This window comes from Xanthobacter autotrophicus (assembly GCF_005871085.1).
GTDB classification, from domain to species: domain Bacteria; phylum Pseudomonadota; class Alphaproteobacteria; order Rhizobiales; family Xanthobacteraceae; genus Xanthobacter; species Xanthobacter autotrophicus.
The window spans coordinates 81,137-102,678 of sequence record NZ_VAUP01000028.1 but is presented as its reverse complement, the minus strand read 5'-3'; the positions used below and the strand labels follow the sequence as shown (position 1 = coordinate 102,678).

Annotated in this window: 19 protein-coding genes; 11 read left to right on the top strand and 8 right to left on the bottom strand. The window is 67.6% G+C overall.

Annotation, left to right across the window (positions count from 1 at the left end; genetic code table 11):
- Nucleotides 1-91 precede the first annotated feature (91 nt).
- The 7 genes from FBQ73_RS12330 (at nt 92) to FBQ73_RS12300 (ending at nt 7,469) form a co-directional block, all read left to right on the top strand.
- Nucleotides 92-622 (top strand): CDP-alcohol phosphatidyltransferase family protein, encoded by a 531-nt coding sequence (locus FBQ73_RS12330; RefSeq protein ID WP_138399803.1) that lies wholly within the window; start codon nt 92-94, stop codon nt 620-622.
- A gap of 239 nt (nt 623-861) precedes the next feature.
- A complete protein-coding gene (locus FBQ73_RS12325) occupies nt 862-1,923 on the top strand; it encodes an AI-2E family transporter (RefSeq protein ID WP_342780536.1) in 1,062 nt (353 codons plus the stop codon).
- 2 nt (nt 1,924-1,925) lie between these two features.
- On the top strand, nt 1,926-2,660 hold the full coding sequence (locus tag FBQ73_RS12320; protein ID WP_138399801.1) for an HdaA/DnaA family protein: 735 nt from the start codon (nt 1,926-1,928) through the stop codon (nt 2,658-2,660).
- 102 nt (nt 2,661-2,762) lie between these two features.
- Complete coding sequence (locus tag FBQ73_RS12315; RefSeq protein WP_246089705.1) at nt 2,763-4,916, top strand: RNA degradosome polyphosphate kinase; 2,154 nt, start codon at nt 2,763-2,765, stop codon at nt 4,914-4,916.
- Between the two features lie 10 nt (nt 4,917-4,926).
- On the top strand, nt 4,927-6,438 hold the full coding sequence (gene ppx / locus FBQ73_RS12310) for an exopolyphosphatase (protein ID WP_138399800.1): 1,512 nt from the start codon (nt 4,927-4,929) through the stop codon (nt 6,436-6,438).
- 158 nt (nt 6,439-6,596) lie between these two features.
- Nucleotides 6,597-6,935, top strand: coding sequence for a hypothetical protein (locus FBQ73_RS12305; RefSeq protein WP_138399799.1), 339 nt, complete (start codon nt 6,597-6,599; stop codon nt 6,933-6,935).
- 81 nt (nt 6,936-7,016) lie between these two features.
- The gene (locus FBQ73_RS12300; RefSeq protein ID WP_170218870.1) at nt 7,017-7,469 is read left to right on the top strand and encodes an ion channel; all 453 of its coding nucleotides are present in this window, start codon (nt 7,017-7,019) and stop codon (nt 7,467-7,469) included.
- Nucleotides 7,470-7,547: 78 nt separating this feature from the next.
- On the opposite strand, the gene guaB is transcribed toward FBQ73_RS12300, so the two are convergent.
- From guaB to FBQ73_RS12265, 7 genes are all read right to left on the bottom strand, one after another.
- A complete protein-coding gene (gene guaB / locus FBQ73_RS12295) occupies nt 7,548-9,080 on the bottom strand; it encodes an IMP dehydrogenase (RefSeq protein WP_281278809.1) in 1,533 nt (510 codons plus the stop codon).
- 262 nt (nt 9,081-9,342) lie between these two features.
- Nucleotides 9,343-10,608, bottom strand: a complete 1,266-nt coding sequence (locus FBQ73_RS12290) for an SAM-dependent methyltransferase (RefSeq protein WP_138399797.1) — start codon at nt 10,606-10,608, stop codon at nt 9,343-9,345.
- A 401-nt stretch (nt 10,609-11,009) separates the two neighbouring features.
- The gene (gene rplI, locus FBQ73_RS12285; RefSeq protein WP_138399796.1) at nt 11,010-11,591 is read right to left on the bottom strand and encodes a 50S ribosomal protein L9; all 582 of its coding nucleotides are present in this window, start codon (nt 11,589-11,591) and stop codon (nt 11,010-11,012) included.
- A 43-nt stretch (nt 11,592-11,634) separates the two neighbouring features.
- Nucleotides 11,635-12,591 carry a YybS family protein gene (locus FBQ73_RS12280; protein WP_138399795.1) on the bottom strand — a complete coding sequence of 319 codons (957 nt, stop codon included), beginning with the start codon at nt 12,589-12,591 and terminating at the stop codon, nt 11,635-11,637.
- 132 nt (nt 12,592-12,723) lie between these two features.
- Nucleotides 12,724-12,990: a 30S ribosomal protein S18 gene (rpsR, locus tag FBQ73_RS12275; RefSeq protein ID WP_138399794.1), complete on the bottom strand. Its 267-nt coding sequence runs from the start codon at nt 12,988-12,990 to the stop codon at nt 12,724-12,726.
- On the bottom strand, nt 12,990-13,448 hold the full coding sequence (gene rpsF, locus FBQ73_RS12270; protein ID WP_138399793.1) for a 30S ribosomal protein S6: 459 nt from the start codon (nt 13,446-13,448) through the stop codon (nt 12,990-12,992). The genes rpsR and rpsF overlap by 1 nt, the downstream gene beginning before the upstream one ends.
- A gap of 258 nt (nt 13,449-13,706) precedes the next feature.
- Nucleotides 13,707-14,726, bottom strand: a complete 1,020-nt coding sequence (locus FBQ73_RS12265; protein WP_138399792.1) for a polysaccharide deacetylase family protein — start codon at nt 14,724-14,726, stop codon at nt 13,707-13,709.
- A gap of 376 nt (nt 14,727-15,102) precedes the next feature.
- Between FBQ73_RS12265 and fabD the strand changes: the two genes are divergently transcribed.
- From fabD to FBQ73_RS12245, 4 genes are all read left to right on the top strand, one after another.
- A complete protein-coding gene (fabD, locus tag FBQ73_RS12260; protein ID WP_138399791.1) occupies nt 15,103-16,089 on the top strand; it encodes an ACP S-malonyltransferase in 987 nt (328 codons plus the stop codon).
- 281 nt (nt 16,090-16,370) lie between these two features.
- Nucleotides 16,371-17,114 carry a 3-oxoacyl-[acyl-carrier-protein] reductase gene (fabG, locus tag FBQ73_RS12255; protein WP_138399790.1) on the top strand — a complete coding sequence of 248 codons (744 nt, stop codon included), beginning with the start codon at nt 16,371-16,373 and terminating at the stop codon, nt 17,112-17,114.
- A gap of 96 nt (nt 17,115-17,210) precedes the next feature.
- The gene (locus tag FBQ73_RS12250) at nt 17,211-19,727 is read left to right on the top strand and encodes a hypothetical protein (protein WP_138399789.1); all 2,517 of its coding nucleotides are present in this window, start codon (nt 17,211-17,213) and stop codon (nt 19,725-19,727) included.
- Between the two features lie 198 nt (nt 19,728-19,925).
- A complete protein-coding gene (locus tag FBQ73_RS12245; protein ID WP_138399788.1) occupies nt 19,926-20,345 on the top strand; it encodes a hypothetical protein in 420 nt (139 codons plus the stop codon).
- Nucleotides 20,346-20,431: 86 nt separating this feature from the next.
- Here FBQ73_RS12245 and FBQ73_RS12240 read toward each other — a convergent pair whose 3' ends face one another.
- Nucleotides 20,432-21,364, bottom strand: coding sequence for a peptidylprolyl isomerase (locus FBQ73_RS12240; protein ID WP_246089678.1), 933 nt, complete (start codon nt 21,362-21,364; stop codon nt 20,432-20,434).
- Nucleotides 21,365-21,542 lie beyond the last annotated feature (178 nt).

Sequence of the window (21,542 nt, the reverse complement as noted above, 5' to 3'; positions counted from 1 at the left end):
ACGGCCCCTACCTTCAAGGCAGAGAACGCGATATCCGACCAATTTGCGACGCAGGCGGTCGGCGCGTCCTCCAGGCGGCGCGGAGGCCGAGGTGAGCCTGCCGAACATCATCACGCTCATACGCATCCTGCTGGTGCCCGCCGTGGTCTGGTCGATCGCCTCCAGCGAATATGCGCTGGCGTTCTGGCTGTTCCTGGCGGCCGGTATATCCGACGCGCTCGACGGCTTCATCGCCAAGCGCTTCCACATGCAGACCGAGCTGGGCTCCTATCTCGATCCAGTGGCCGACAAGGCGCTGCTCATCTCCATCTATGTGGCGCTCGCTGTCTGCGGCCTCATCCCGCGCTGGGTAGCCATCGCCGTGGTGTCGCGGGACGTGATGATCATCGGAGCGGTGGTGCTGTCTCTGGTCATGGCCAAGCCCGTAGCCATCAGCCCGCTGCTTATCTCCAAGGTGAATACGGCGGTGCAGATCGTGTTCGCCGCCTTCGTGCTCGCCGCCTCCGGCTTCGGTCTCGACCTGCCGGGGCCGTTCCAGGTGGGGCTTGTGATGGTCGGGCTCTTGACGGGCCTTTCCGCCGCTGCCTATCTCGCCGCATGGACGCGCCACGTTGCGAACTGACCCTTGGGCAGTCGAAAGATGGCGAACCGGCGACTGGTGCGCTCACCAACGGCGAGCTGATGGATCGTGAGTTGATCGGCGAACGCGACCCGCGAAACACCGCAGCAGCCGTCAGCCCGGCGGCCGGCGGCCGGGTCCGCGCGCCCGGAGTGCAGCACGATCCCACGCCAAGCCGTCCTCCCGTGGACGCAGAACCGGCGGAAAGCACGCTCCCGGTCCGGTTCCAGATGCGCTTCTGGGTGACCGCGCTCGTCCTCACCGCCATCGCCCTGTGGTTGCTCAGCGGCATCCTGCTGCCGTTCGTCGCGGGCATCGTGCTCGCCTATTTCCTCAATCCCGTGGTGGCGCGCCTGGAGCGCATTGGCGTCGCCCGCACCCTCTCCGCCCTGGTGGTGGTGGGGATCATGCTGCTGCTGGTGGTGCTGTTCTTCCTGCTCGCCCTGCCGCTGCTGTCCTCGCAGATGTTCGAGTTCATCCAGCGGCTGCCCGCCTATGTGGCGCGGCTGCAGGGGCTTTTGACCGAGGAAAACCGCGAGTGGCTGAGCGGCATCGTCGGCGACCGGCTGCCGGACATGCAGCGCTCCATCTCCGATCTCATGACGCAGGGGGTCAGCCACCTGGTGGGCCTGCTCTCCTCCGTGTGGTCCGGGGGGCAGGCGCTGATCGCGCTGTTCGCGCTGCTGGTGGTGACGCCGGTGGTCGTCTTCTACATCCTGTGCGACTGGAACAACATGGTCGCCTATGTGGACCGGCTGGTGCCGCTGCCCCATCGCACGGAAGTGCGGGGCCTCGCCCGTGCCATGGACATGGCAGTGGCCGGCTTCGTGCGCGGGCAGGCCACGGTGTGCCTGCTGCTCGGCACCTTCTATGCGGTGGCGCTGACCATGGCGGGGCTGAACTTCGGCCTGCTCATCGGCATTGTCTCCGGCGTCATCACCTTCATTCCCTATGTGGGCTCGCTCACCGGCTTCGTGCTGGCCATGGGCGTGGCTATCGTCCAGTTTTTTCCCGACTGGGGCATGATCGGCACGGTGCTGGCCATCTTCATCATCGGCCAGACCATCGAGGGCTATGTGCTCTCGCCCAAGCTCGTCGGCGACAGCATCGGGGTCCATCCGGTCTGGCTCATGTTCGCGCTGTTCGCCTTCGGCTACCTGTTCGGCTTCGTTGGCCTGCTGCTCGCGGTGCCGCTCACCGCGGTGACCGGGGTGCTGGTGCGCTTCGCCATCAACCGTTACATGCAGTCAGAGCTCTACCAGGGCACCGCCGACGACGCCCTGCCCCCGCCGGAGACACCCTGAGCATGGCGGAGCGCGACGGACGTCCGCGCCAGCTACCCCTCGACCTGCCGGCTTCCCCCGCGCTGCGGCGCGAGGATTTCCTGGCGGCGCCAGGCAATGCGGCTGCCCTCACCCTCATCGACGCCTTTCCCGAATGGCCGGCCCGGGTGGTGTGCATCGTTGGGCCGGAGGGCGCCGGCAAGAGCCACCTGTCGGCGATCTTCGCCGAGCGCTCCGGCGCACGGATCCTCGACGCCCGCGCCCTGACCCGCGAAGGCGTGCCGGAGGCCCTCGCCACCGGCGCGCTGGTGCTGGAGGACCTGGAGGCCGGCACCTTCAGCGAGGCCGCCCTGTTCCACCTGCTCAACCTTGCCCGCGAGCAGCAGGCCTACCTGCTGATGACGGCGCGCACGCCGCCCTCCAGCTTCAGCCTTGCCACCGCGGACCTCGCCTCGCGGCTGCGCGCCGTACCGGTGTTCGAGATCGCGCCCGCAGACGACGCCCTGTTGGCGGCGGTGCTGGTGAAGCTGTTCGCCGACCGCCAGCTTTCAGTGGATGAAGCCACCGTCCAATACCTGCTCATGCGCATGCAGCGGACCGTGGCTGGGGCGAAACGCATTGTCGACGCGCTGGACACCGCTGCGCTCGCCGCCCGGCGCCCGGTCACCCGCACCCTCGCCGCGCAGGTGTTGAAGGAGCTCGGCGAAGACCCTGGCGAAGCCCCCTCCTTCCCCGACGTCCACGGGGAAGAAGACTGACGCCCGCCAAGCGTCATAGAGTAGTCATCTAACGCGGCCATGGTCCGGCCGAAATGCGAGGGACCGAGCATGGGTATAAACGAGGCTGCAGCACTCGCGGACATGGAGATCCCGGCAAGCACCGCCGAGGTGCTGGAACTGGCGCGGTCTCCGCAGCGCTTCATCAACCGCGAGATTTCCTGGCTGCACTTCAACCGGCGCGTGCTTGAGGAGGCGGAAAACCGCAACCACCCCCTGCTGGAGCAGCTGCGTTTCCTCTCCATCTCCGCCAACAACCTCGACGAGTTCTTCATGGTCCGCGTGGCGGGCCTGAAGGAGCAGGTGCGCGAGGGCGTGCAGACCCGCAGCCCCGACGGCCTTACCCCCTCCGAGCAGCTCACAACCATCCTTGCCAGCGCCGCCCAGCTCATCTCCGACCAGCAGGGCCGCTGGCTGGAACTGCGGCGCGACCTCGCCGGCGTCGGCATCGTGCTGGTGGACGGCTCCGAGGTCACCGCCGACGACCTCGAGGTCCTGGACCGCCACTTCCTCAACCACGTCTTCCCGGTGCTGACCCCGCTGGCCATCGATCCGGCGCACCCGTTCCCGTTCATCCCCAATCTCGGCTTCTCTCTCGCGCTCCAGCTGGTGCGGCAGTCGGACGGGCGGGGCATGAATGCCCTCATCCGAATCCCCGCCAAGGTGGAGCGCTTCATCCGCCTGCCGGATTTCGGCACCGGCGCCCTGCGCTTCATCACCCTTGAGCAGATGATCGGCCTGTTCATCTCCCGCCTGTTCCCCGGCTATGCGGTGAAGGGCCAGGGCGTGTTCCGGGTGGTCCGCGACAGCGACCTTGAAATCGAGGAGGAGGCCGAGGACCTCGTCCGCCTGTTCGAGACCGCGCTGAAGCAGCGCCGCTACGGCGAGGTGATCCGCATGGAAGCGGATGCCGCCATGCCGGCGGAGCTGCGCAATTTTGTCGCCCGCGAGCTTGGGGTGAATGACGACGAGATCTTCGTGGTGGGCGGCGTGCTCGCCCTCAACGAGTTCTCCCAGCTGGTGTCAGTGGACCGGCCGGACCTGAAGTTCCAAGCCTACAACGCCCGATTTCCCGAGCGCATCCGAGACCACGGCGGAGACTGCTTTCTCGCTATTCGCGAGAAGGACATTCTGGTTCACCACCCTTATGAATCCTTTGACGTGGTGGTTCAGTTTCTCCGCCAGGCCGCCCGCGACCCCAATGTCGTCGCCATCAAGCAGACCCTCTACCGCACCTCCTCCGACAGCCCCATCGTGAAGGCGCTGGCCGAGGCGGCGGAGGCCGGCAAGTCGGTGACTGCCCTGGTGGAGCTGAAGGCCCGCTTCGACGAGGAAGCCAACATCCGCTGGGCGCGCGACCTGGAACGCGCTGGCGTGCAGGTGGTATTCGGCTTCATCGAGCTGAAGACCCACGGCAAGCTGTCCATGGCAGTACGCCGTGAGGGTGCCTCGCTTGCCACCTACGTGCATGTGGGCACCGGCAACTATCATCCCATTACCGCGCGCATCTACACGGATCTCAGCTTCTTCACCGCCGATCCGGTGATCGCGCAGGACGTGGCCCGCATCTTCAACTTCATCACCGGCTACGCCACCCCCGGCGAGCTGGATGCCATGGCGGTTTCGCCCACCGGCCTCAAGCCCCGGCTGCTCAACCACATTGCCGACGAGATCGAGTTCGCCAAGGCTGGCCGCCCGGCCGCCATCTGGCTGAAGTGCAACTCGCTGGTGGATCCCGAAATCATCGACGCGTTGTATGAGGCCAGCGCCGCCGGCGTGCAGGTGGATTGCATCATCCGCGGCATCTGCTGCCTGCGTCCCGGCATTCCCGGGCTCTCGGAGAACATCCGGGTGAAGTCCATCGTCGGCCGCTTCCTGGAGCACTCGCGCGTCTATTGCTTCGGCGCCGGCCACGGCCTGCCGAGCCCCAGCGCGGTGGTCTACATCTCCTCGGCGGACCTGATGCCGCGCAACCTCGACCGCCGGGTCGAGACCCTGTGCCCCATCACCAATCCGACGGTGCACGAGCAGGTGCTCGACCAGATCATGGTCGCCAACCTTATCGACAACCAGCAGAGCTGGGACGTCTTGCCCGACGGCTCCTCCGAACGCATAGTCCCGGCGCCGGGCGAGGAGCCGTTCAACGCCCATCAATATTTCATGACAAACCCGAGCTTGTCTGGACGTGGAAAGTCTCTCAAAGATTCTTCGCCGCGTAGCCTCTTCGTCCGTCGCTAACGGCGAGGAGGTGACCCGTGCGCCCGGCCGGCTCTTCACCGGGGCGCCGGTCGCGGTCATCGATATCGGCTCCAATTCGGTCCGGCTCGTGGTTTACGAGGGGCTGAGCCGCGCGCTCACGCCCATCTTCAACGAGAAGGCGCTGTGCGGGCTCGGCCGCGAGGTTCTCTCCACCGGACGCCTGCCGCAGGATGCGGTGGATCGCGCCTTCGCGGCCCTGAAGCGGTTCCGCGCCCTGTGCGATGCCATGGAGGTGGGCGAGGTCCACGCCCTCGCCACCGCCGCCGCGCGCGACGCGGAAAACGGCCCGGCCTTCATCGCCGAGTGCGAGGCCATCTGCGGCCAGAAGATCGAGCTGCTCACCGGCAAGCGCGAAGCGGAACTCGCAGCAGCCGGCGTGGTGGCCGGCGTCTATGCGCCGGACGGCATCGTCGGCGATCTCGGCGGCGGCTCGCTCGAGCTTGTGGACGTGAAGGGCCGCGCCGTCGGTACCGGCGTCACCCTGCCGCTCGGCGGCCTCGCCCTCCAGGATCGCTCGTCCCGCTCGCCGCGCAAGGCGGAGAAGATCGTCCGCGAGACCATTCCAGAGGCCGAGGTCCTGGGGGCGTTAGCCGGCCGCACCTTCTATGCGGTGGGTGGCACGTGGCGGGCGCTGGCGCGCCTTCACATGTACACCAAGGGCTATCCGCTCCACGTGATGCATGGCTACGTCATTCCCGCCCGCGAGGCACTGGACTTCACCCGCATCGTGCATCGGGCCGACGCCGAGGCCCTCGCCCATATCGACGTGGTCTCCGACGCCCGCCGCCCCCTGCTCGCCTATGGCGCGCTGGTGCTGGAAAACATCGTGCGGCAGGGCCGGCCGTCCGAGGTGGTCATCTCCGCCCTCGGCGTGCGCGAGGGCCTGCTGCATTCCCTGATGCCGGAAGAGGAGCGCGTCCGCGACCCGCTCCTGATCGCGGCGGCCGAAATGAATGTGCTGCGCTCCCGCTCGCCCCGCCACGGGGAGGAGTTGGTGGCCTGGACCGACGGCTTCTTCGCTTCGGCGCCGGTGCTGGAAGAGGCGGAGGACGAGAAGCGCCTGCGCCGCGCCGCCTGCCTGCTGGCCGACGTGAGTTGGCGCGCGCACCCGGACTATCGCGGCGAGCAGAGCCTGAACATGATCGCCCATGCGGCGTTCGCCGGCATCGATCATCCTGGCCGGGCCTACATCGCCCTCTCGGTCTATTTCCGGCACATGGGCCTCAATACCGACGAATCCGACACCCGCATCCTGGAACTGCTCACCACCGGCATGCTGGACCGCGCGCGAATCCTCGGCGCGGTTATGCGGGTCGCCTACGTGCTCTCGGCCGCCATGCCCGGGATCCTGCCGCAGATGCCGCTTCAGGTGCGCGGCGACCAGCTGGTGCTGTCGGTGCCGCGCAAGGTGGTCTCGCTGGTAAACGACCGGGTCTATAACCGCCTGCGCCAGCTGGCCCGGCTCATCGGCCGCGAGCCGCTGCTCGAACAGGGCGACTGACCAGCCCCGCCACGGCGCGCCGGCCTGTCGCCTGGAAAAGGGAAACCGGCGTAGCCGGAGCCTCCCCTCCTACAAGCGCTGATCCATCCGTGATCGGTATCACGCCGGCGGCACGGGGCTGTCGCAAGTCCGCCCTAATCCACCTTCACGCTGGAGCCATGAAACAGCTTCTGAATCTGTTTGGCGGAGTTGCCGGCCTCGTGGTCGCGGGCCTCGTGGGCCTTGCGCTGTTCACGCTCGTGGGTGGGCTCATCGTCGTGGCCGGCATCGTGATCACGGCCCTCGTGCTCGGCGGGGGCGTCTATGCCCTCGTCACCGGCCGGGCGCCGGGCATGCGCCGGGGCGGCTTTTCGTCCAGCTTCGGCTCGGTACGGGTGTTCGACCTGCGCACCGGCCGGCCCTTCGGCGCGTCCGATGGCGCCCCAGACGAGAACGGCATGATCGATGTGACCCCGCCCAAGCCTGCCGCACGCTCGCACCGCGACAGCGGCGTCTGAGGACACGCGATTTTCCTTACCGCCGGAAGCAGCTAGGTTGCCGCCCCGCGCGACACCGCGCTGATGGGGGCGGCGCCGGACATGGACGTGGAAATCGGAACAGGCGTTTATCTGGCCCTACTTGTGGTTTGCGTCGCTCTGGCGATGCTGACGGTGGTATCCCACGCCATCGCGCTGGCGATTATCCGCCGGCGCCTCAGCTGGCGCATCCGGGGCAAGAATTATTCCGATCACCTGTTCCGTGAGGCTGTGATCATCAGCTCTACCGTGCTGAGCCTCAGCGCCGCGCACATGTTCGAGATCTGCATCTGGGCCACGGCCTACGTCGCGCTCGGCGCCATACCGAACCCACACGACGCCCTGTATTATTCCATATCGACCTATACGACGGTGGGCGCGGACGGCGTGTCCATCGCCAAGTCCTTCCGCGCCATCGCCGGGTTCGAATCCCTCATCGGCCCGATGATGGTGGCCTGGTCCACCGCATTCCTTGTGGAGTTCGTCGTGCGCATGCGCGGCCCGAACGCCACCTGAACCGGCTCCCCGGCACCGGTATTGGACCGGAGCCGGGAGAGGTGGATGGAAGATGGACCAGTTCATCACCCGTTGGCGTCACACGCTGGTAGGATAGTTCGGGCTCTCGCGGGTGATGGTCACGTCGTGCACGTGGCTTTCGCGCAGGCCGGCAGACGAAATCCGCACGAACCGGGCCTTCTCGCGGAATTCCTTCAGCGTGCTGCCGCCCACATAGCCCATGGCCGCCCGCAGGCCACCGGCCAGCTGGTGCAACACCGCACCCACCGGGCCCTTGTAGGCCACCTGCCCCTCGATGCCTTCCGGCACCAGCTTGAGCGTGTCACGCACTTCCGCCTGGAAATAGCGGTCGGCCGAGCCGCGCGCCATGGCGCCCACCGAGCCCATGCCGCGATACGACTTGTAGGAGCGGCCCTGATAGAGAAACACCTCGCCCGGGCTCTCGTCGGTGCCGGCGAGCAGCGAGCCCACCATGGCCGCGGACGCGCCGGCCGCCAGCGCCTTGGCGAGGTCGCCGGAATATTTGATGCCGCCGTCGGCGATCACCGGGGTGCCGGTGGCATAGGCGGCTTCCACCGCATCCATCACCGCGGTGAGCTGTGGTACGCCAACGCCCGCCACGATGCGGGTGGTGCAGATCGAGCCGGGGCCGATACCCACCTTCACCGCATCCGCACCGGCGTCGATGAGCGCGCGGGCGCCCTCGGCGGTGGCGATGTTGCCGGCGAGGATCTGGGTGCGGTTGGAGAGCTTCTTGATGCGCTCCACCTGGTCCAGCACCTTGCGGGAATGGCCATGGGCGGTATCCACCACCACGAGGTCGACGCCGGCGTCGATCAGGCGTTCGGTGCGCTCGAAGCCGTCGGGGCCGACGGTGGTGGCAGCGGCGACCCGAAGGCGGCCCTGCTCGTCCTTGGCAGCGTGGGGATAGGCCACCGCCTTCTCGATGTCCTTGACGGTGATGAGGCCGACGCAGCGCTCGTCGTTGTCCACCACCAGCAGCTTCTCGATGCGGTACTGGTGCAGGAGGCTCTTGGCCTCCTCCTGATTCACCTGACCCTCACGCACGGTGATGAGCCGGTCCTTGGTCATCAGCTCGGCCACGCGCTGCTCGGGATTGTGGGCAAAGCGCACGTCGCGGTTGGTGAGGATGCCGACCAGCCGCCCGGCGATGGCGCCGGTGCCCCGCTCCACCACCGGAATGCCGGAGATGGAGTAGCGCTTCATCAGGGTGAGAGCGTGGGCGAGGGTCTCGTCGGGATGGATGGTGACCGGGTTCACCACCATGCCCGATTCGTATTTCTTCACCTGCCGCACATGCTCGGCCTGCAGCTCGGGCGAGAGGTTGCGGTGGATGACACCGATGCCGCCGGCCTGCGCCATGGCGATGGCGAGGCGCGATTCGGTCACCGTATCCATGGCCGCGGAGATGATGGGCAGGTTGAGGCTGATGGTCTTGGTGAGCTGGGTGGCAACATCCACCTGGCCCGGCATCACCTCGGAAGCGCCCGGCGTCAGCAGCACGTCGTCGAACGTCAACGCCTCGCGGAACGGCGCGCGGCCGATGGAGTTGGCCGCAGAGGAGGGGACGTTCGAAATCGGGGTGGTCATGGCCAACTCCTTAAGGCGGCGCGGAAGCCGAGCCGCTGGATCGGGGCCGGAACGGGTTGCTGTCACGCACCCCGCTACGAGTTGGCAGTGGCCGATACCATGAGTGCACGACGAATAGAAGACCCGTTGCGAGGCATTCGCTGCAACGCTCCCATGCGTGCAGCGGCGGACGGCCATCCGCGCCCAGCGGCAGGACCGCACGGAAGGCGCGGCAAGCCACCTTCCAGCGCCCCTGCGCCCTGCTTACTGTCCCCTGCCCGGCTTATTCGCCAGCGAGGCGCAGCGGCGAGCGGGCTGCGGCCTCCGCGCGCCTCAGGCGATCCTCTGCGGCCGACACGTAGTCCCGGGTCAGCGGAACCGTCTCCTGCCGGCGAGCGAGCTGGATCTGGAACACGTTCAGGCCCTGGTGGCGGAACGCCATCTCGCTGGACGCCAGATAGAACTCCCACATGCGGCAGAACCGTTCGTCGGTGAGGCGCACGGCCTCCTCCCGGCGGGCGAGGAAGCGCTGGCGCCAGGCCTTCAGCGTTTCGGCATAGTGCAGGCGCAGCAGCTCGACATCGGTGACCACGAGGCCCGCCCGCTCGATATGCGGCAGCACCTCCGACAGGGCCGGGATGTAGCCGCCGGGGAAAATATACTTGGCGATAAAGGGGTTGGTGACGCTCGGCGGATCGGAACGGCCGATGGCGTGCAGCAGCATCACGCCGTCGTCCTTCAAGAGGCTCTTCACCTTGCGGAAGAAGGCCCCGAAATGGTCCACGCCCACGTGCTCGAACATGCCCACCGACACGATGCGGTCGAATGGCCCTTCCACGTCGCGATAATCGCGCAGGGTAAAGTTCACCCGGTCGGCGAGGGCACGCTCGGTCGCGCGGTTGCGCGACAGCGCGAGTTGCTCGTTCGAGAGCGTGACACCCTGAACCTTCGCCCCCGCCATCTCCGCGAGATAAAGCCCGAGCCCTCCCCAGCCGGAGCCGATGTCCAGCACCTCCAGGCCGGCGCGGTTGAGCACGAGCTTGGCCGCGATGTGGCGCTTCTTGGCCAGCTGGGCGTCGTCGAGGCTTTGCCCCTCATGCTCGAAATAGGCGCAGCTGTACTGCCGGTCATGGTCGAGGAAGAGCGAATAAAGCCGCCCGTCGATATCGTAATGGTGAGCCACGTTGCGCTGCGACCGGCCGGGCGGATTGAACTGCCAGATGCGGCGCGACACCCGCCGCAGCAGGTAGAGCAGTTGCGCCGGCACAGTGGGATTGACCGCGAACGGCTGGGCCATGACGAGGTTGAGGAAGTCGGCGATGCTGCCGTTCTCCATCACCAAAGTGCCGTTCATGTAGGCTTCGCCGAGCCTTAGCTCCGGGTCGAGGCAGATGCCGCGCTGGGCCGCAGGGCAGGTGATCCGCACCGCGATGGGCCTCTGCCCCGGCGGCGACTTCCCTAGGGTCATTATCCGACCAGATGCGGTCGTAACCCTCAGGGCGCCATGAACCACAACCCGCCGCAAGACCTTTTCCAGCAACCGCTCCATCGGCCGCCTCCATCACGCTGGTTCCCGAAACCCTTTCTCCCGCTCCAGGCTGAGGGCGCACATGCGCGGGCGGGCGCCTTCAGGCGCGCCGAGACCCGGCATTGGTGAAAACGCTTCGCAGCGGATTTCGATCGTCTGATGTCTCAAGCTGACCGCAAGACCACTGCTGCACGCCGCAAGCTTCCCTTACTGCACATCTGGAGGACCGCAACAGGTTTAATGAAACCACCAAGACTGCGGCGTCGCAATATGGCGATTAGGTTACAAAACACCTCCCACCGTCACGTACGCGCGATCGGGCGGCAGCAACCGTGCGAATGCAAAACGGCGCCCCGGCTGATGCCGGGACGCCGTTGGTCCTGCGTGGAAAGCAGATTGCCCTGCGGACGAGGGCCGGGGACTCAGTCCTCGGTGCCTTCCTCGGCCGCCAGCTCGGCAGCGACTTCGGCGCGCTCGATGGCGAGCTCGGCCTCGATCTCGGCATCCTCGTCGCGGGCGGTACGCACGTCCTCGCCACGGGCCTGGCGCTCGGCCTCTTCGGCGTTGCGGGCGACGTTGACCTTCACGGTCACCTCGACCTCCGGGTGCAGGGTCACCGGCACCACATGCACGCCCAGGGTCTTGATGGGGTGATTGAGGATGACCTGCTGGCGGTCCACCGTGAAGCCGGCGGCGGTGAGGCCATCGGCGATGTCGCGTGTGGAGACCGAGCCGTAGAGCTGGCCGCTCTCGCCGGCCTGGCGGATCATCGCCACGCTCTGGCCGTTGAGCTTTTCGGCCACCGCCTCGGCGTCCTTGCGGCGCTCGAGGTTGCGGGCCTCAAGCTCGATCTTCATGGTGTCGAAGCGGGTCTTGTTCGCCTTGGTGGCGCGCAGGGCCTTGCCGTTCGGCAGCAGGAAGTTACGGGCGTAGCCGTCGCGCACCTTCACCACTTCGCCCATCTGGCCGAGCTTGGCGACGCGCTCAAGAAGAATGACATCCATTTTCGTTTCTCCTGTCTCGTATCGAGTTTGAATCGTGTGAAAATCAGCGATCGTTCGCAGCCGGCGGTCCCTTGCCGGTGGCCATACGGGCGCGAAAATCGAGCATGCCGTCGACGAAGCCGAGCACGGCCATGGCCAGCAACGGCCAGCCCAGCACGGCGGACGTCACCCACAGGGCGCCGAGGATCAGGGTTCGCGCCGGATGACCTTCGGTCACGGCGTGGACCACGGCGAAACCCGCCAGCGCATAAGCACCGGCGAGGGTCACGGCGCCGGCCGAAGCCGAAAGGCCGGCAAGCCCCCCCGCCATGGACAGGGCCAGCACCACGGCGAGCACCAGCGACGTCACCGGTGGCAGCCGGAAGGCCGCCAGGTTGGGCCACGGCCGAGCGAGCGTGCCGGACACACGCGCTGCGCGGGCAGCGAGGTAGAGGCAGACGAGTTGCGAGACCATCGCCATCGCCGCCGCCATGCCGGGCAGGACATGGGCGATCAGCGTGGCCATAGCGAGGGGGTCGTGTCCGTCCACCCCGGCGGGCAGGCCCTGGCTCACCACCAGGACCTGGAAGGCGGCCGTCACAGCCGCGCGATACGTCTCATAATCCGGCGCCATGCCAAACAAGGCGATGGTGACGGAGACGGTGGCAAAGCCAGCCGCCAGCAGCACCAGCCCCCCCACGGGAAACCAGACCAGCCCGCCGCGACCCGCCGGGTCCGCCCGCGCGAGCAGCGCCGCGTAGGACAGGCCAACAGCCGGGCCACCAAGGCCCACCAGATAGGTGATGAGGAAAGTGCCGCCAAAGGCGATCCAGAGCCCGACGCCCCCGGTGATCGCGGCAAGGGCCGCAGCCAGCGGGCTGAAGGCGATGCCGGCGATCATCACCGGCAGGGGCGAAAGATAGAAGAGGGGCACGGCCAGAAGCGCACCCGCCGCGACGCCGGCGGCGAGCAATGCGGACGCCAATCCGGCGGCCAGGCCGATGAGGATAAGAAAAACCATCCGACAAGCTGTCCCGCTGACGCGGTTAGAGGCGGACCTTGGGTCCACCCCAGCAGACGCCCCGGAGACTTCCCCGCGACGCGTCGCCAAAACCAGAGGAAAACGCCCTCCCCGGCGGGGAGGGCGAATGGATCAGCGGATCACGAAGGGCAGAAGGCCCAGGAACCGCGAGCGCTTGATGGCGGTCGAAAGCTCACGCTGCTTCTTGGCGGAGACCGCCGTGATGCGCGAGGGCACGATCTTGCCACGCTCGGAGATGTAGCGCTGCAGGAGCCGCACATCCTTGTAGTCGATCTTCGGCGCGTTGGGACCGGAGAACGGGCAGGTCTTGCGACGACGGAAGAAGGGACGACGCTGGCCACCGCCACCGCCGGCGCCACCGGACTGAGCGAACGCCATCAGACTTCCTCCTCGCCGCCATGGGACTCTTCAGTGGGACGCGGACGGCGCGGACGGTCCTCGCGACCACCGAAGCCGCGGTCGCCACGATCACCGCGATCGCCACGGTCCCCACGCTCGCCGCGATCATCGCGGTCGCGCTTCTGGAGCATGGCGGACTGGCCTTCCTCATGCTCCTCGACGCGGAGGGTGAGGATGCGCAGGACGTCTTCGTCGATGCGCTGCTGGCGCTCCAGTTCCTGGATCGCAGCCGCGGGGGCATCGATGTTCAGGAGCGTGAAGTGCGCCTTGCGGTTCTTGTTGATGCGATAGGTCAGGGACTTCACGCCCCAGTACTCGGTCTTGCCGACCGAGCCGCCATTCGCCTCGATGACACCCTTGAATCGGGTGGTGAGTTCCTCGACCTGCTGCGCCGTAACGTCCTGGCGCGCGAGGAACACGTGCTCGTAAAGCGGCATGTGTTCGTGTGCCTTTCGTTTCACTTCCGTCCACCGGCGCCAAGCCCTTCTTGCCGGAAAGGCGCGAAGCTCGGAAGGCGGGGACACGGGACGACGGGCAGATGCCCTGTTTTTCGACGCCGGGGCAGATAAGCCGAGGCAAAGAAAAACCGTCCGTTCAGCCCCCGGCCGGGTGCGACGGAAGCGGCGCGTATAGCAGATTCTGCGTCGAAGGCAAGTTTCGAGCGCGCCTCTCAGCCGCCAACACGCAGTCCCGGCTCAGAACAGGCCCATGCTGGTGCTGGAATTGCGGGCCGGCGTCACCGGCTTCGCGGACGCGGGCTTGGCAGAGACCGGCTTGGCAGCGGTGCCGCTGGCGCCGGTCGCGGAAGCGGAGGCCGGATTGGCCGGCTTCGGCTTCTTCTTCGGCGCGGGGGTGGCGGAGGCCACCTTCGGCTCCGGCACGCCCTTGTTCATGGCGATCAGCTCGGAGACGGTGACGAACTTGTAGCCCTTGGCCTTGAGGTCATCGAACACCTTGGGCATCGCGTCCACCGTAGTGGGGTGGATGTCGTGGGCAAGCACGATGGCGCCAGGATGGGCATGGGCGACGATCCGGTCATGGATGACCTGCGCGTTGCGGTCCTTCCAGTCCAGCGGATCCACCGACCAGTAGATGAAGGTCGAGCCGAACTTCTCGCGCAGATGGGCGCGTAGCGCGGGGGTCATGGCGCCGTAAGGCGGGCGGACATAGAGCGGCGACTTGCCGGTGATCTGCTCGATGGCGGCGTTGGTATCGCCGATCTGCTTGTCGGCGGCCGCCACCGAAATCTTGGGCAGCTGCGGGTGATCCCAGGAGTGGTTTGCCACCTCGTGGCCCTGCGCGATCATCTGCTTGATGATGGCGGGCGAGGCGGTCGCCCGGCTTCCGAGCACGAAGAAGGTGGCCTTGATGCCGCGCTGCTCCAGCATCTTCAGCAGCCGGGGCGTCGTCTCGGGGTTCGGGCCATCGTCGAAGGTCATGGCGATGTAAGGGCCGTCCACCACCGCGGAAGAATAGGCCACCAGCTTCTGCGGCGAGGTGCCGGTCGGGGCGGGCGTCGCGGCCGGCGCCGACATGCCCGCAGCGGGGGCCGGCGGCTCGGCGGCGGTCTGCGAGGCGGCGAAGGTACCGGTCGGCGTCATCGTGGCGAGCGGCTTGGCGGCGGAAGGCACCGGCTGGAAGGTCTGACCAAGGGCGGAGCCCAGGCCCATCAGGCCCGCGGCGGCAAAAGCGAGAAATCCCAGGGAAGCCTTCACGATGGACCACTTTCCATGTCTGTGCCGGGCGACCATAGCCCGGTTTCGTTCACGCCCTACGCACAAGTTCGCCTAGCCCCTATGCATAAAATGTGAAGCGGAAGAGGCAAACGCCCCTCATTCCGCAAAGTCAAGTTCGGTCGTCTTTCAGTTTGAAATGAAGCGCAGTCGGCCCCCTCTCCCGCTTACGAGGGTGCTGGGGAGGGGGAGGGACTGCGCATCGGCGCCAAGGAAAACCACCCGTTGCCCCTTCCTAACCTCCCCGGCAAGCGGGAGAGGGTTCCATGGTGCCCGGTCCGTCAAGTTCCCTCGCCTTGACTCGCCCACAATCCGGGTGTCTCTGCCCTCCCCAAATTTCATAACCGGAGGGCCACGCATGTCGGATGGGCCGCGTACAGGATCTCAGACCGCCTTTATCTTCCCCGGCCAGGGCAGCCAGGCTGTGGGAATGGGCAAGGCGCTGGCGGACAATTTCCCGGCCGCGAAGGCCGTGTTCGATGAAGTGGACGCCGCCCTCAACGAGAGCCTGACGCAGGTGATGTGGGACGGCCCCATCGACGCGCTGACCCTCACCGCCAATGCCCAGCCAGCGCTCATGGCGGTCTCCCTTGCCGCGCTGCGCGTACTGGAGACCGAGGCGGGGCTCGACCTTGCCCGCGAGGCGGCCTTCGTGGCCGGCCATTCGCTGGGCGAATATTCGGCCCTCGCCGCCGCTGGCGCCCTCACCATCACGGAAGCCGCCCGGCTGCTGCGCATCCGCGGCCGCGCCATGCAGGAGGCGGTGCCGGTGGGCGAAGGCGCCATGGCCGCCCTGCTGGGTCTTGACTACGACCAGGCGGTGGCAGTGGCCGCAGAAGCCGCCGGCGACGACGTGTGCGAGGCCGCCAACGACAACGCACCGGGCCAGGTGGTGGTCTCCGGCACCAAGGCGGCGGTGGAGCGTGCCATCGTCATCGCCAAGGAGAAGGGCGCCATGAAGGCCCTGCTCCTTCCGGTGTCCGCCCCCTTCCATTGCCGCCTCATGGGCCCCGCCGCCGAGGCCATGGAAGTGGCCCTTTCCGGCTCCACCGTCATGACCCCGCGCGTGCCGCTTGTGGCCAATGTGCGCGCCTCCCCAGTGACCGACCCGGCCGAGATCGTCCGCCTGCTGGTGGAGCAGGTGACCGGCACCGTGCGCTGGCGCGAAAGCGTCATCTACATGGCGGGCGCGGGCGTGACGCGCATGGTCGAGATCGGCGCCGGCAAGGTGCTGTGTGGCCTCGTCAAGCGTATCGACAAGTCGGTGTCCACGAGCGCTGTCGGCACGGCGGAAGACGTGGCGGCCTTCATCGCCGCCCGCAATGCTGCCGCCTCGGCGGCCTGAGGCGCGATTTTCCAGACCTGAAGCCCTCTTCCACTCATAAGCCGGATATATCCGGCGTCCGCCCTTGCGAACCGAATGCGGCACCAGCCGTGTTCGGGCCGTGAAGGGTTGGGAGGGCGGAAGGCCTTGACCTAAGGAAACGCGCCGGCCAGTTCTGGCGCTTCCCCCTCCCCGGCCCTCCCCCGCAAGCGGGAGAGGGAGTGGCCGCAACACGCGCTCCCGCCCATCGAAGAACACACCGGCCCTGACGCCGGAGACCCGACAAAGGACTGGGGGCTTACATGTTTGATCTTTCCGGCAAGACCGCGCTCGTCACCGGCGCCACCGGCGGCATCGGCGGCGCGATCGCCAAGGCGCTGCACGCCCAGGGCGCCATCGTCGCCATCTCCGGCACTCGCAAGGAGGCCCTGGACGCCCTCGCCGGCGAGCTGGGCGGCGACCGCGTCCACGTGCTGCCCTGCAATCTCGGCAGCACCGAAGAGGTGGAGAAGCTGGTTCCGGACGCCGAGGCGGCGCTGGGCGGGCACATCGACATTCTCGTCAACAATGCCGGCATCACCCGCGACAACATCTTCATGCGCCTCTCCGACGAAGCATGGGACCAGGTGATCGCGGTGAACCTCACCGCCGCCTTCCGCCTGTCGCGCGCGGCCGTGCGCACCATGATGCGCCGCCGCTCGGGCCGCATCATCTCCATCACCTCCATCGTCGGCGTCACCGGCAATGCGGGCCAGGGCAATTATGCAGCCGCCAAGGCGGGCATGATCGGCATGTCCAAGTCGCTGGCCCAGGAAGTGGCCTCGCGCGGAGTGACGGTGAACTGCGTCGCCCCCGGCTTCATCGCCACCCCCATGACCGACGCCCTCAACGACAAGCAGCGCGAGAGCATCCTGAAGGCCGTGCCGGCCGCCAAGCTCGGCACCCCCGAGGACATCGCCGCCGCCTGCGTCTACCTCGCCTCCAACGAGGCCGCCTACGTCACCGGCCAGACCCTGCACGTGAACGGCGGCATGGCCATGATCTGATCCAGACTACGGCCGGCCGCCGCAGCGCGGGCCGGCCGTTGTCTGTGCCTGTCAAAGGTTGTAAAGTCTTCATGCGTGCGGGGACTGGAGGCACGCATGAAGATCGAGCCTGTGATCCCTGAAATGGGGCTCAAGGGACGTAGTCCGGCAAAGCCGGATGCATCCAACCTGCTCGGACGCATCTGGGGTCGCGTTCTCGATTTCGGACTGATCCTTTGGGTGGTGAGGGTGCCGCTGGCCAGCGTCGTCCTCGGCCTCCTCCTCATGTCCGCCGTGACGCAGGCCCAGGATGTGACGCTGGACGTCGCCATGGCGGGTGCACCCGTAGGCGCGGCCGCCGGCCTGTCCCGCACCATGATCGCCCTGCTCGCCGCCGTGTTCCTATTGTGGGCCATGCCGGTGCACTACGCCGCCCGCCTCCTGATGGAGACGGACCAGGGCATCGCCGACATCAGCACCCGACGCAATGCCGCCGCCGCGGCGCGGGGGGGCAAGCACGACCTGATCTTCTGCCTGATGCTGCGCCTTGTGCCGCGCATTCTCGGCGCGCTCACCTTCGTCGCCTTCGCCATCGGCGCGCGCAACGCCATCGGCAACCTGCCCACCCTCGCCGACCGGCCCGCCATGGCGGCCGCCCATGACCAGCTGGCGCTTCTGTCCTGGGTCATGCTGGCCGGTGCGCCGCTGTTCTATGCCTATACCCTCATGCGCGGGCTGTTCACCGACGTGGGCCCCCTCAAGGCCTTCGATGCGGCACTGGCGCGGCGGCTCGCCGGCGTGTTCGCCGCGCTCGGCATCGAGGCGCGACCGGACGATCCCGAGGCGGAGCTGCACGCCACGGGCCGGCTGATCCTGCTCGCCTATGCGGTGCTGGTGATCGTGGTGCTGGCCGCGAGCCCCCACTGGCTGGCGCGACACCTGCCCCTCGCCTTCGCCGTGCCGCTCATATTCGGCGGCTGGGTGCCTATCCTCGGCTACCTGTCATCGGTGGGGCGGCGCTTCCACGTGCCGATCCTCACCGCCCTCTTCCTGCTCGGCGCCATTGGCGTCTATGTGTTCGGCGACAACCACGCCGTACGCACGCTGACGGCCGTGGAACCGGCATACCGACGCACCGCCATGGAGCCGGCGGTCCAGCTGTGGATGCGCGCCAACGGCTGCGCGGAGGCCCCGGCCACCTGTCCGCGCCCGATCATCGTGGCGGCGGCGGGCGGGGCGAGCCGGGCCGGCTTCTTCACCGCAAGCGTCATCGGCCATTTCCTCGACTTCGAGCGCCACAAGCAGGGCTTCTCCTTCACCCGGGCCGACGGCTCGAAGATCAACCGGGCCGCCCGCGACGATGGCCGCTTCACCCCCGCCATCGAGCAGGCCCTGAACGGCAAGGACATCGCGAGCCACATCTTCGCCATTTCCGGCGTCTCCGGCGGGTCCTACGGGGCTGCCGTGGTGGCGGCGGCGCTGGCGGCCCGCACCGGCTCGGCCGCCCCCTGCCCCGGCAAGGCGCCGGACGGCTGGTTCGGCGGCACGCTCGCCGGCTGGCGCGACTGCCTGGAGAGCATGACGGCGGGCGATTATCTCACCGCCACCTTCTTCGGCCTCGCCTTCCACGACCAGGTTCAGCTGTTCCTGTCCGATCGCGCGGCGCTGCTGGAGCAGTCCTGGGAGGACAATTTCGCCCGGCACATTCTGGCCGCGGGCGCCAAGGCGACCCCCGATTCGGCGGACAGGCTGGCGAAGCATTTCCTCGGTGCGCCGCCTGATCCGGATCGCTGGGTGCCCTTCCTGGTGCTTAACGGCACCTCGGTGGAGACCGGCCAGCGCATCGTCACTACCGACTTAGCGCCCACCTATGCCGCTACCAGCCGTTGCCCCTCGGGAGGCGCCAACGCGGAATGTCCCCTCTTCACCCACGCCATCGATTTCCACGGCATGGTGCGGTCCGATCTCGACGTACGGCTCTCCACCGCCGCCACAAATTCCGCCCGCTTCCCGGTGATCTCGCCGCCGGGCTCCATCTACCAGATGGACAGGGATGTGGTGGATCGCATCGTGGACGGTGGCTATTTCGAGAATTTCGGGGTGGAGAGCGCGCTCGAGCTGGCCGAGGCCATGGTGGAGATCGAGCCGAGGCTCGCCCCCTTCATCCTGGTGATCGCCAATGATCCCGGCAGCGTGCTGACCGAGGAGCGCACTGCCCGCACCAGCAGCGGAGTGGTAGTGCCCGACGCCCCGGACCAGGCCGCCTTTACGGAGGTCACCGGGCCGGTGGGCGCCATCGGAGCAGTGCGAAGCGGCCGGGGACGGCTGGCGGTGGCAACAGCAACCCACTGGCTTGATGCCCGTTTCGGCGATCGCTGCCCCACCAATCTCGTGCAGATCAAGGTGTGGCCCGAGGCGGTGAAGGACGGTCATTGCCCGGTGGGCGAAGCCACGCCGGAGAAGATCCGCGACGTGTCCATGAGCTGGTGGCTCTCCAAGCCGGTGCAGATGAACTTGCACGAGCAGTTGGAAGCCACCGCCGACCGCTGCAACAACGGCACGGCGGTGGAAGCCGTGTGGGCGGCGCTGGCGACACCGTCGCGGGCCTGCATCGGCGACAGCCCGTCGCGCTGATCCCGATGGCCTCGGCCGGCGGCCGGGGCCGGGTTTCCCTCGCCCCAGCACCCCGCAGGAGGCTCGCGGCCGCTGGCGGCGCAGACGGGCGCGGATCTTTCCCGCGCCGCCGATCCCCTTTAGGATTTTCCCGTTTCAGCCTGCTGCCGGCCCGTCCGGCGGCCTTTTTTCAACGACCCGATTTTGGAAGGAGCCGCCATGGCGCGCGCCCAGACCGCCTATCTGTCCCGCAGCGATGTGCCGGCCCGCCCGGCCCTGCAGCAGGCCCTCAACGCCCTCAAGCTGAAGCTGGTCCTGGATGACGGCTACGTGCCGTTCGAATCGTCCGGCTACCTGCCCTGCACCCTCGACGGCGAGGACGCCGGCTTCACCCTGCGCTTCAGCGACGTGGACGCCGGTGCCCCCCGCTCCCCCGTGCTGGCCGAGGCCCTCGGCGGGCGGGACGTGGCCCTGGACTTCAAATGGAGCGGTGACGTGCGCGAGCAGGTGAGCGCCATGGGCGTGTGCGCCGCGCTCGCCGGCAGCTTCGGTGCCCTCGTTCACGATCCGGACAAGGATGTGATTCTCGATGCCGCCAAGCTCCTCGCCCGCGCCAAAGCGGGGCTGGAGGAACTCTGAGCCGCTGCCGGACACGCTCGCGGCCCGCAGCCGACATGAAAAAGGGGCGCCGAAGCACCCCTTTCAAAACCGGCTCGTACCCGCGATCACTTCTTGGCGGGATCGGCCGCAGGCGCAGCGGGCGCAGGCGCAGCCGGAGAAGCCGCGGGAGCGGGCGCGGCCGCGGTCTTCTCGATCTTTGCGTCGGTGCGCAGCTTGGTGACCAGATCCGCCTGGGACTTGCGCACGAGGTACTGTTCCACCTGGTCCGACACCTGCTCATAGGTGGGAACCGGCTTCTGGCGCTTGTCCTCCACCTTGATGACGTGCCAGCCGAACTGGCTCTTCACCGGGTCGGAGACCTGGCCCTTCTCCAGCTTGAAGGCGGCATCGGCGAACTCGGGGACCATCTGGTCCTTGGTGAAATAGCCCAGATCCCCGCCGTCCTCGGCGCTGTCCTTGGAATATTCCTTGGCAAGCTTGGAAAAATCCTCGCCGGCCTTGGCCTTCTTGGCGATTTCCTTGGCCTTGGCCTCGTCGTCCACCAGGATGTGGCGGGCACGAACCTCGCCCTCGGCCGGCGCGGACTTGACGAATTCGTCATAGGTCTTGCGCTTGGCCTCTTCGGAAACCGCCTTCTTGGCCTCCTGGGTCATCAGCGTTTCCATGAGCGCCTTGGTGCGGGCATAGGCGAGGCGCTGCTGGAAATCGGGAGTCTGGTCCAGCTTCTGGGCCTCGGCGGCCTTGGCCAGCAGGGTCATGTCGGTGAGGAAGGACAGGACATATTCCTCCCGCTGCGGGCCCTGGAGCTGGGGCGGCAGGCCGGCGCCGATGTCCTCGAGGGCGATGTTCACTTCGCTCTGGCGGATGGGCGTTCCATTGACGGTCGCGACCACGGTGTCGGGGCCCGGTGCCGCCTGTGCCGCGGCGGGAGGCGCGGCCGGGGCGGTCCCCTGCGCGAGCGCCGCCGAGACGGACGCGACGGAGACGGTCGCGGCGAGCGCGGCGGCGAAAAGACGGGTCTTGGCGGAACGCATCATGGGTCCGGTTTCCTCGGGATGTCTTCGGGCGGGCCGAAGCGGGGCGCAACCTCGCTTAGCTCTCCTCGGCTGACAAGAGGGCATTGTTGGGGCATAGAGCGACGGGAAAAGCGCGTTGCAGGGCTTTCGCTCCCCCGCGCGAGCCTGTATAAGGCGCGCCTTCCATCGGGAATGCTGG

Coding starts and splice junctions, on each gene's coding strand:
- FBQ73_RS12320 (WP_138399801.1), top strand. CDS start 1,926: ATGGCGGAGCGCGACGGACGTCCGCGCCAGCTACCCCTCGACCTGCCG.
- FBQ73_RS12315 (WP_246089705.1), top strand. CDS start 2,763: ATGGAGATCCCGGCAAGCACCGCCGAGGTGCTGGAACTGGCGCGGTCT.
- FBQ73_RS12305 (WP_138399799.1), top strand. CDS start 6,597: ATGAAACAGCTTCTGAATCTGTTTGGCGGAGTTGCCGGCCTCGTGGTC.
- FBQ73_RS12300 (WP_170218870.1), top strand. CDS start 7,017: ATGGACGTGGAAATCGGAACAGGCGTTTATCTGGCCCTACTTGTGGTT.
- guaB (WP_281278809.1), bottom strand. CDS start 9,080: ATGACCACCCCGATTTCGAACGTCCCCTCCTCTGCGGCCAACTCCATC.
- FBQ73_RS12290 (WP_138399797.1), bottom strand. CDS start 10,608: ATGGAGCGGTTGCTGGAAAAGGTCTTGCGGCGGGTTGTGGTTCATGGC.
- rplI (WP_138399796.1), bottom strand. CDS start 11,591: ATGGATGTCATTCTTCTTGAGCGCGTCGCCAAGCTCGGCCAGATGGGC.
- FBQ73_RS12280 (WP_138399795.1), bottom strand. CDS start 12,591: ATGGTTTTTCTTATCCTCATCGGCCTGGCCGCCGGATTGGCGTCCGCA.
- rpsR (WP_138399794.1), bottom strand. CDS start 12,990: ATGGCGTTCGCTCAGTCCGGTGGCGCCGGCGGTGGCGGTGGCCAGCGT.
- rpsF (WP_138399793.1), bottom strand. CDS start 13,448: ATGCCGCTTTACGAGCACGTGTTCCTCGCGCGCCAGGACGTTACGGCG.
- fabD (WP_138399791.1), top strand. CDS start 15,103: ATGTCGGATGGGCCGCGTACAGGATCTCAGACCGCCTTTATCTTCCCC.
- fabG (WP_138399790.1), top strand. CDS start 16,371: ATGTTTGATCTTTCCGGCAAGACCGCGCTCGTCACCGGCGCCACCGGC.
- FBQ73_RS12250 (WP_138399789.1), top strand. CDS start 17,211: ATGAAGATCGAGCCTGTGATCCCTGAAATGGGGCTCAAGGGACGTAGT.
- FBQ73_RS12245 (WP_138399788.1), top strand. CDS start 19,926: ATGGCGCGCGCCCAGACCGCCTATCTGTCCCGCAGCGATGTGCCGGCC.
- FBQ73_RS12240 (WP_246089678.1), bottom strand. CDS start 21,364: ATGATGCGTTCCGCCAAGACCCGTCTTTTCGCCGCCGCGCTCGCCGCG.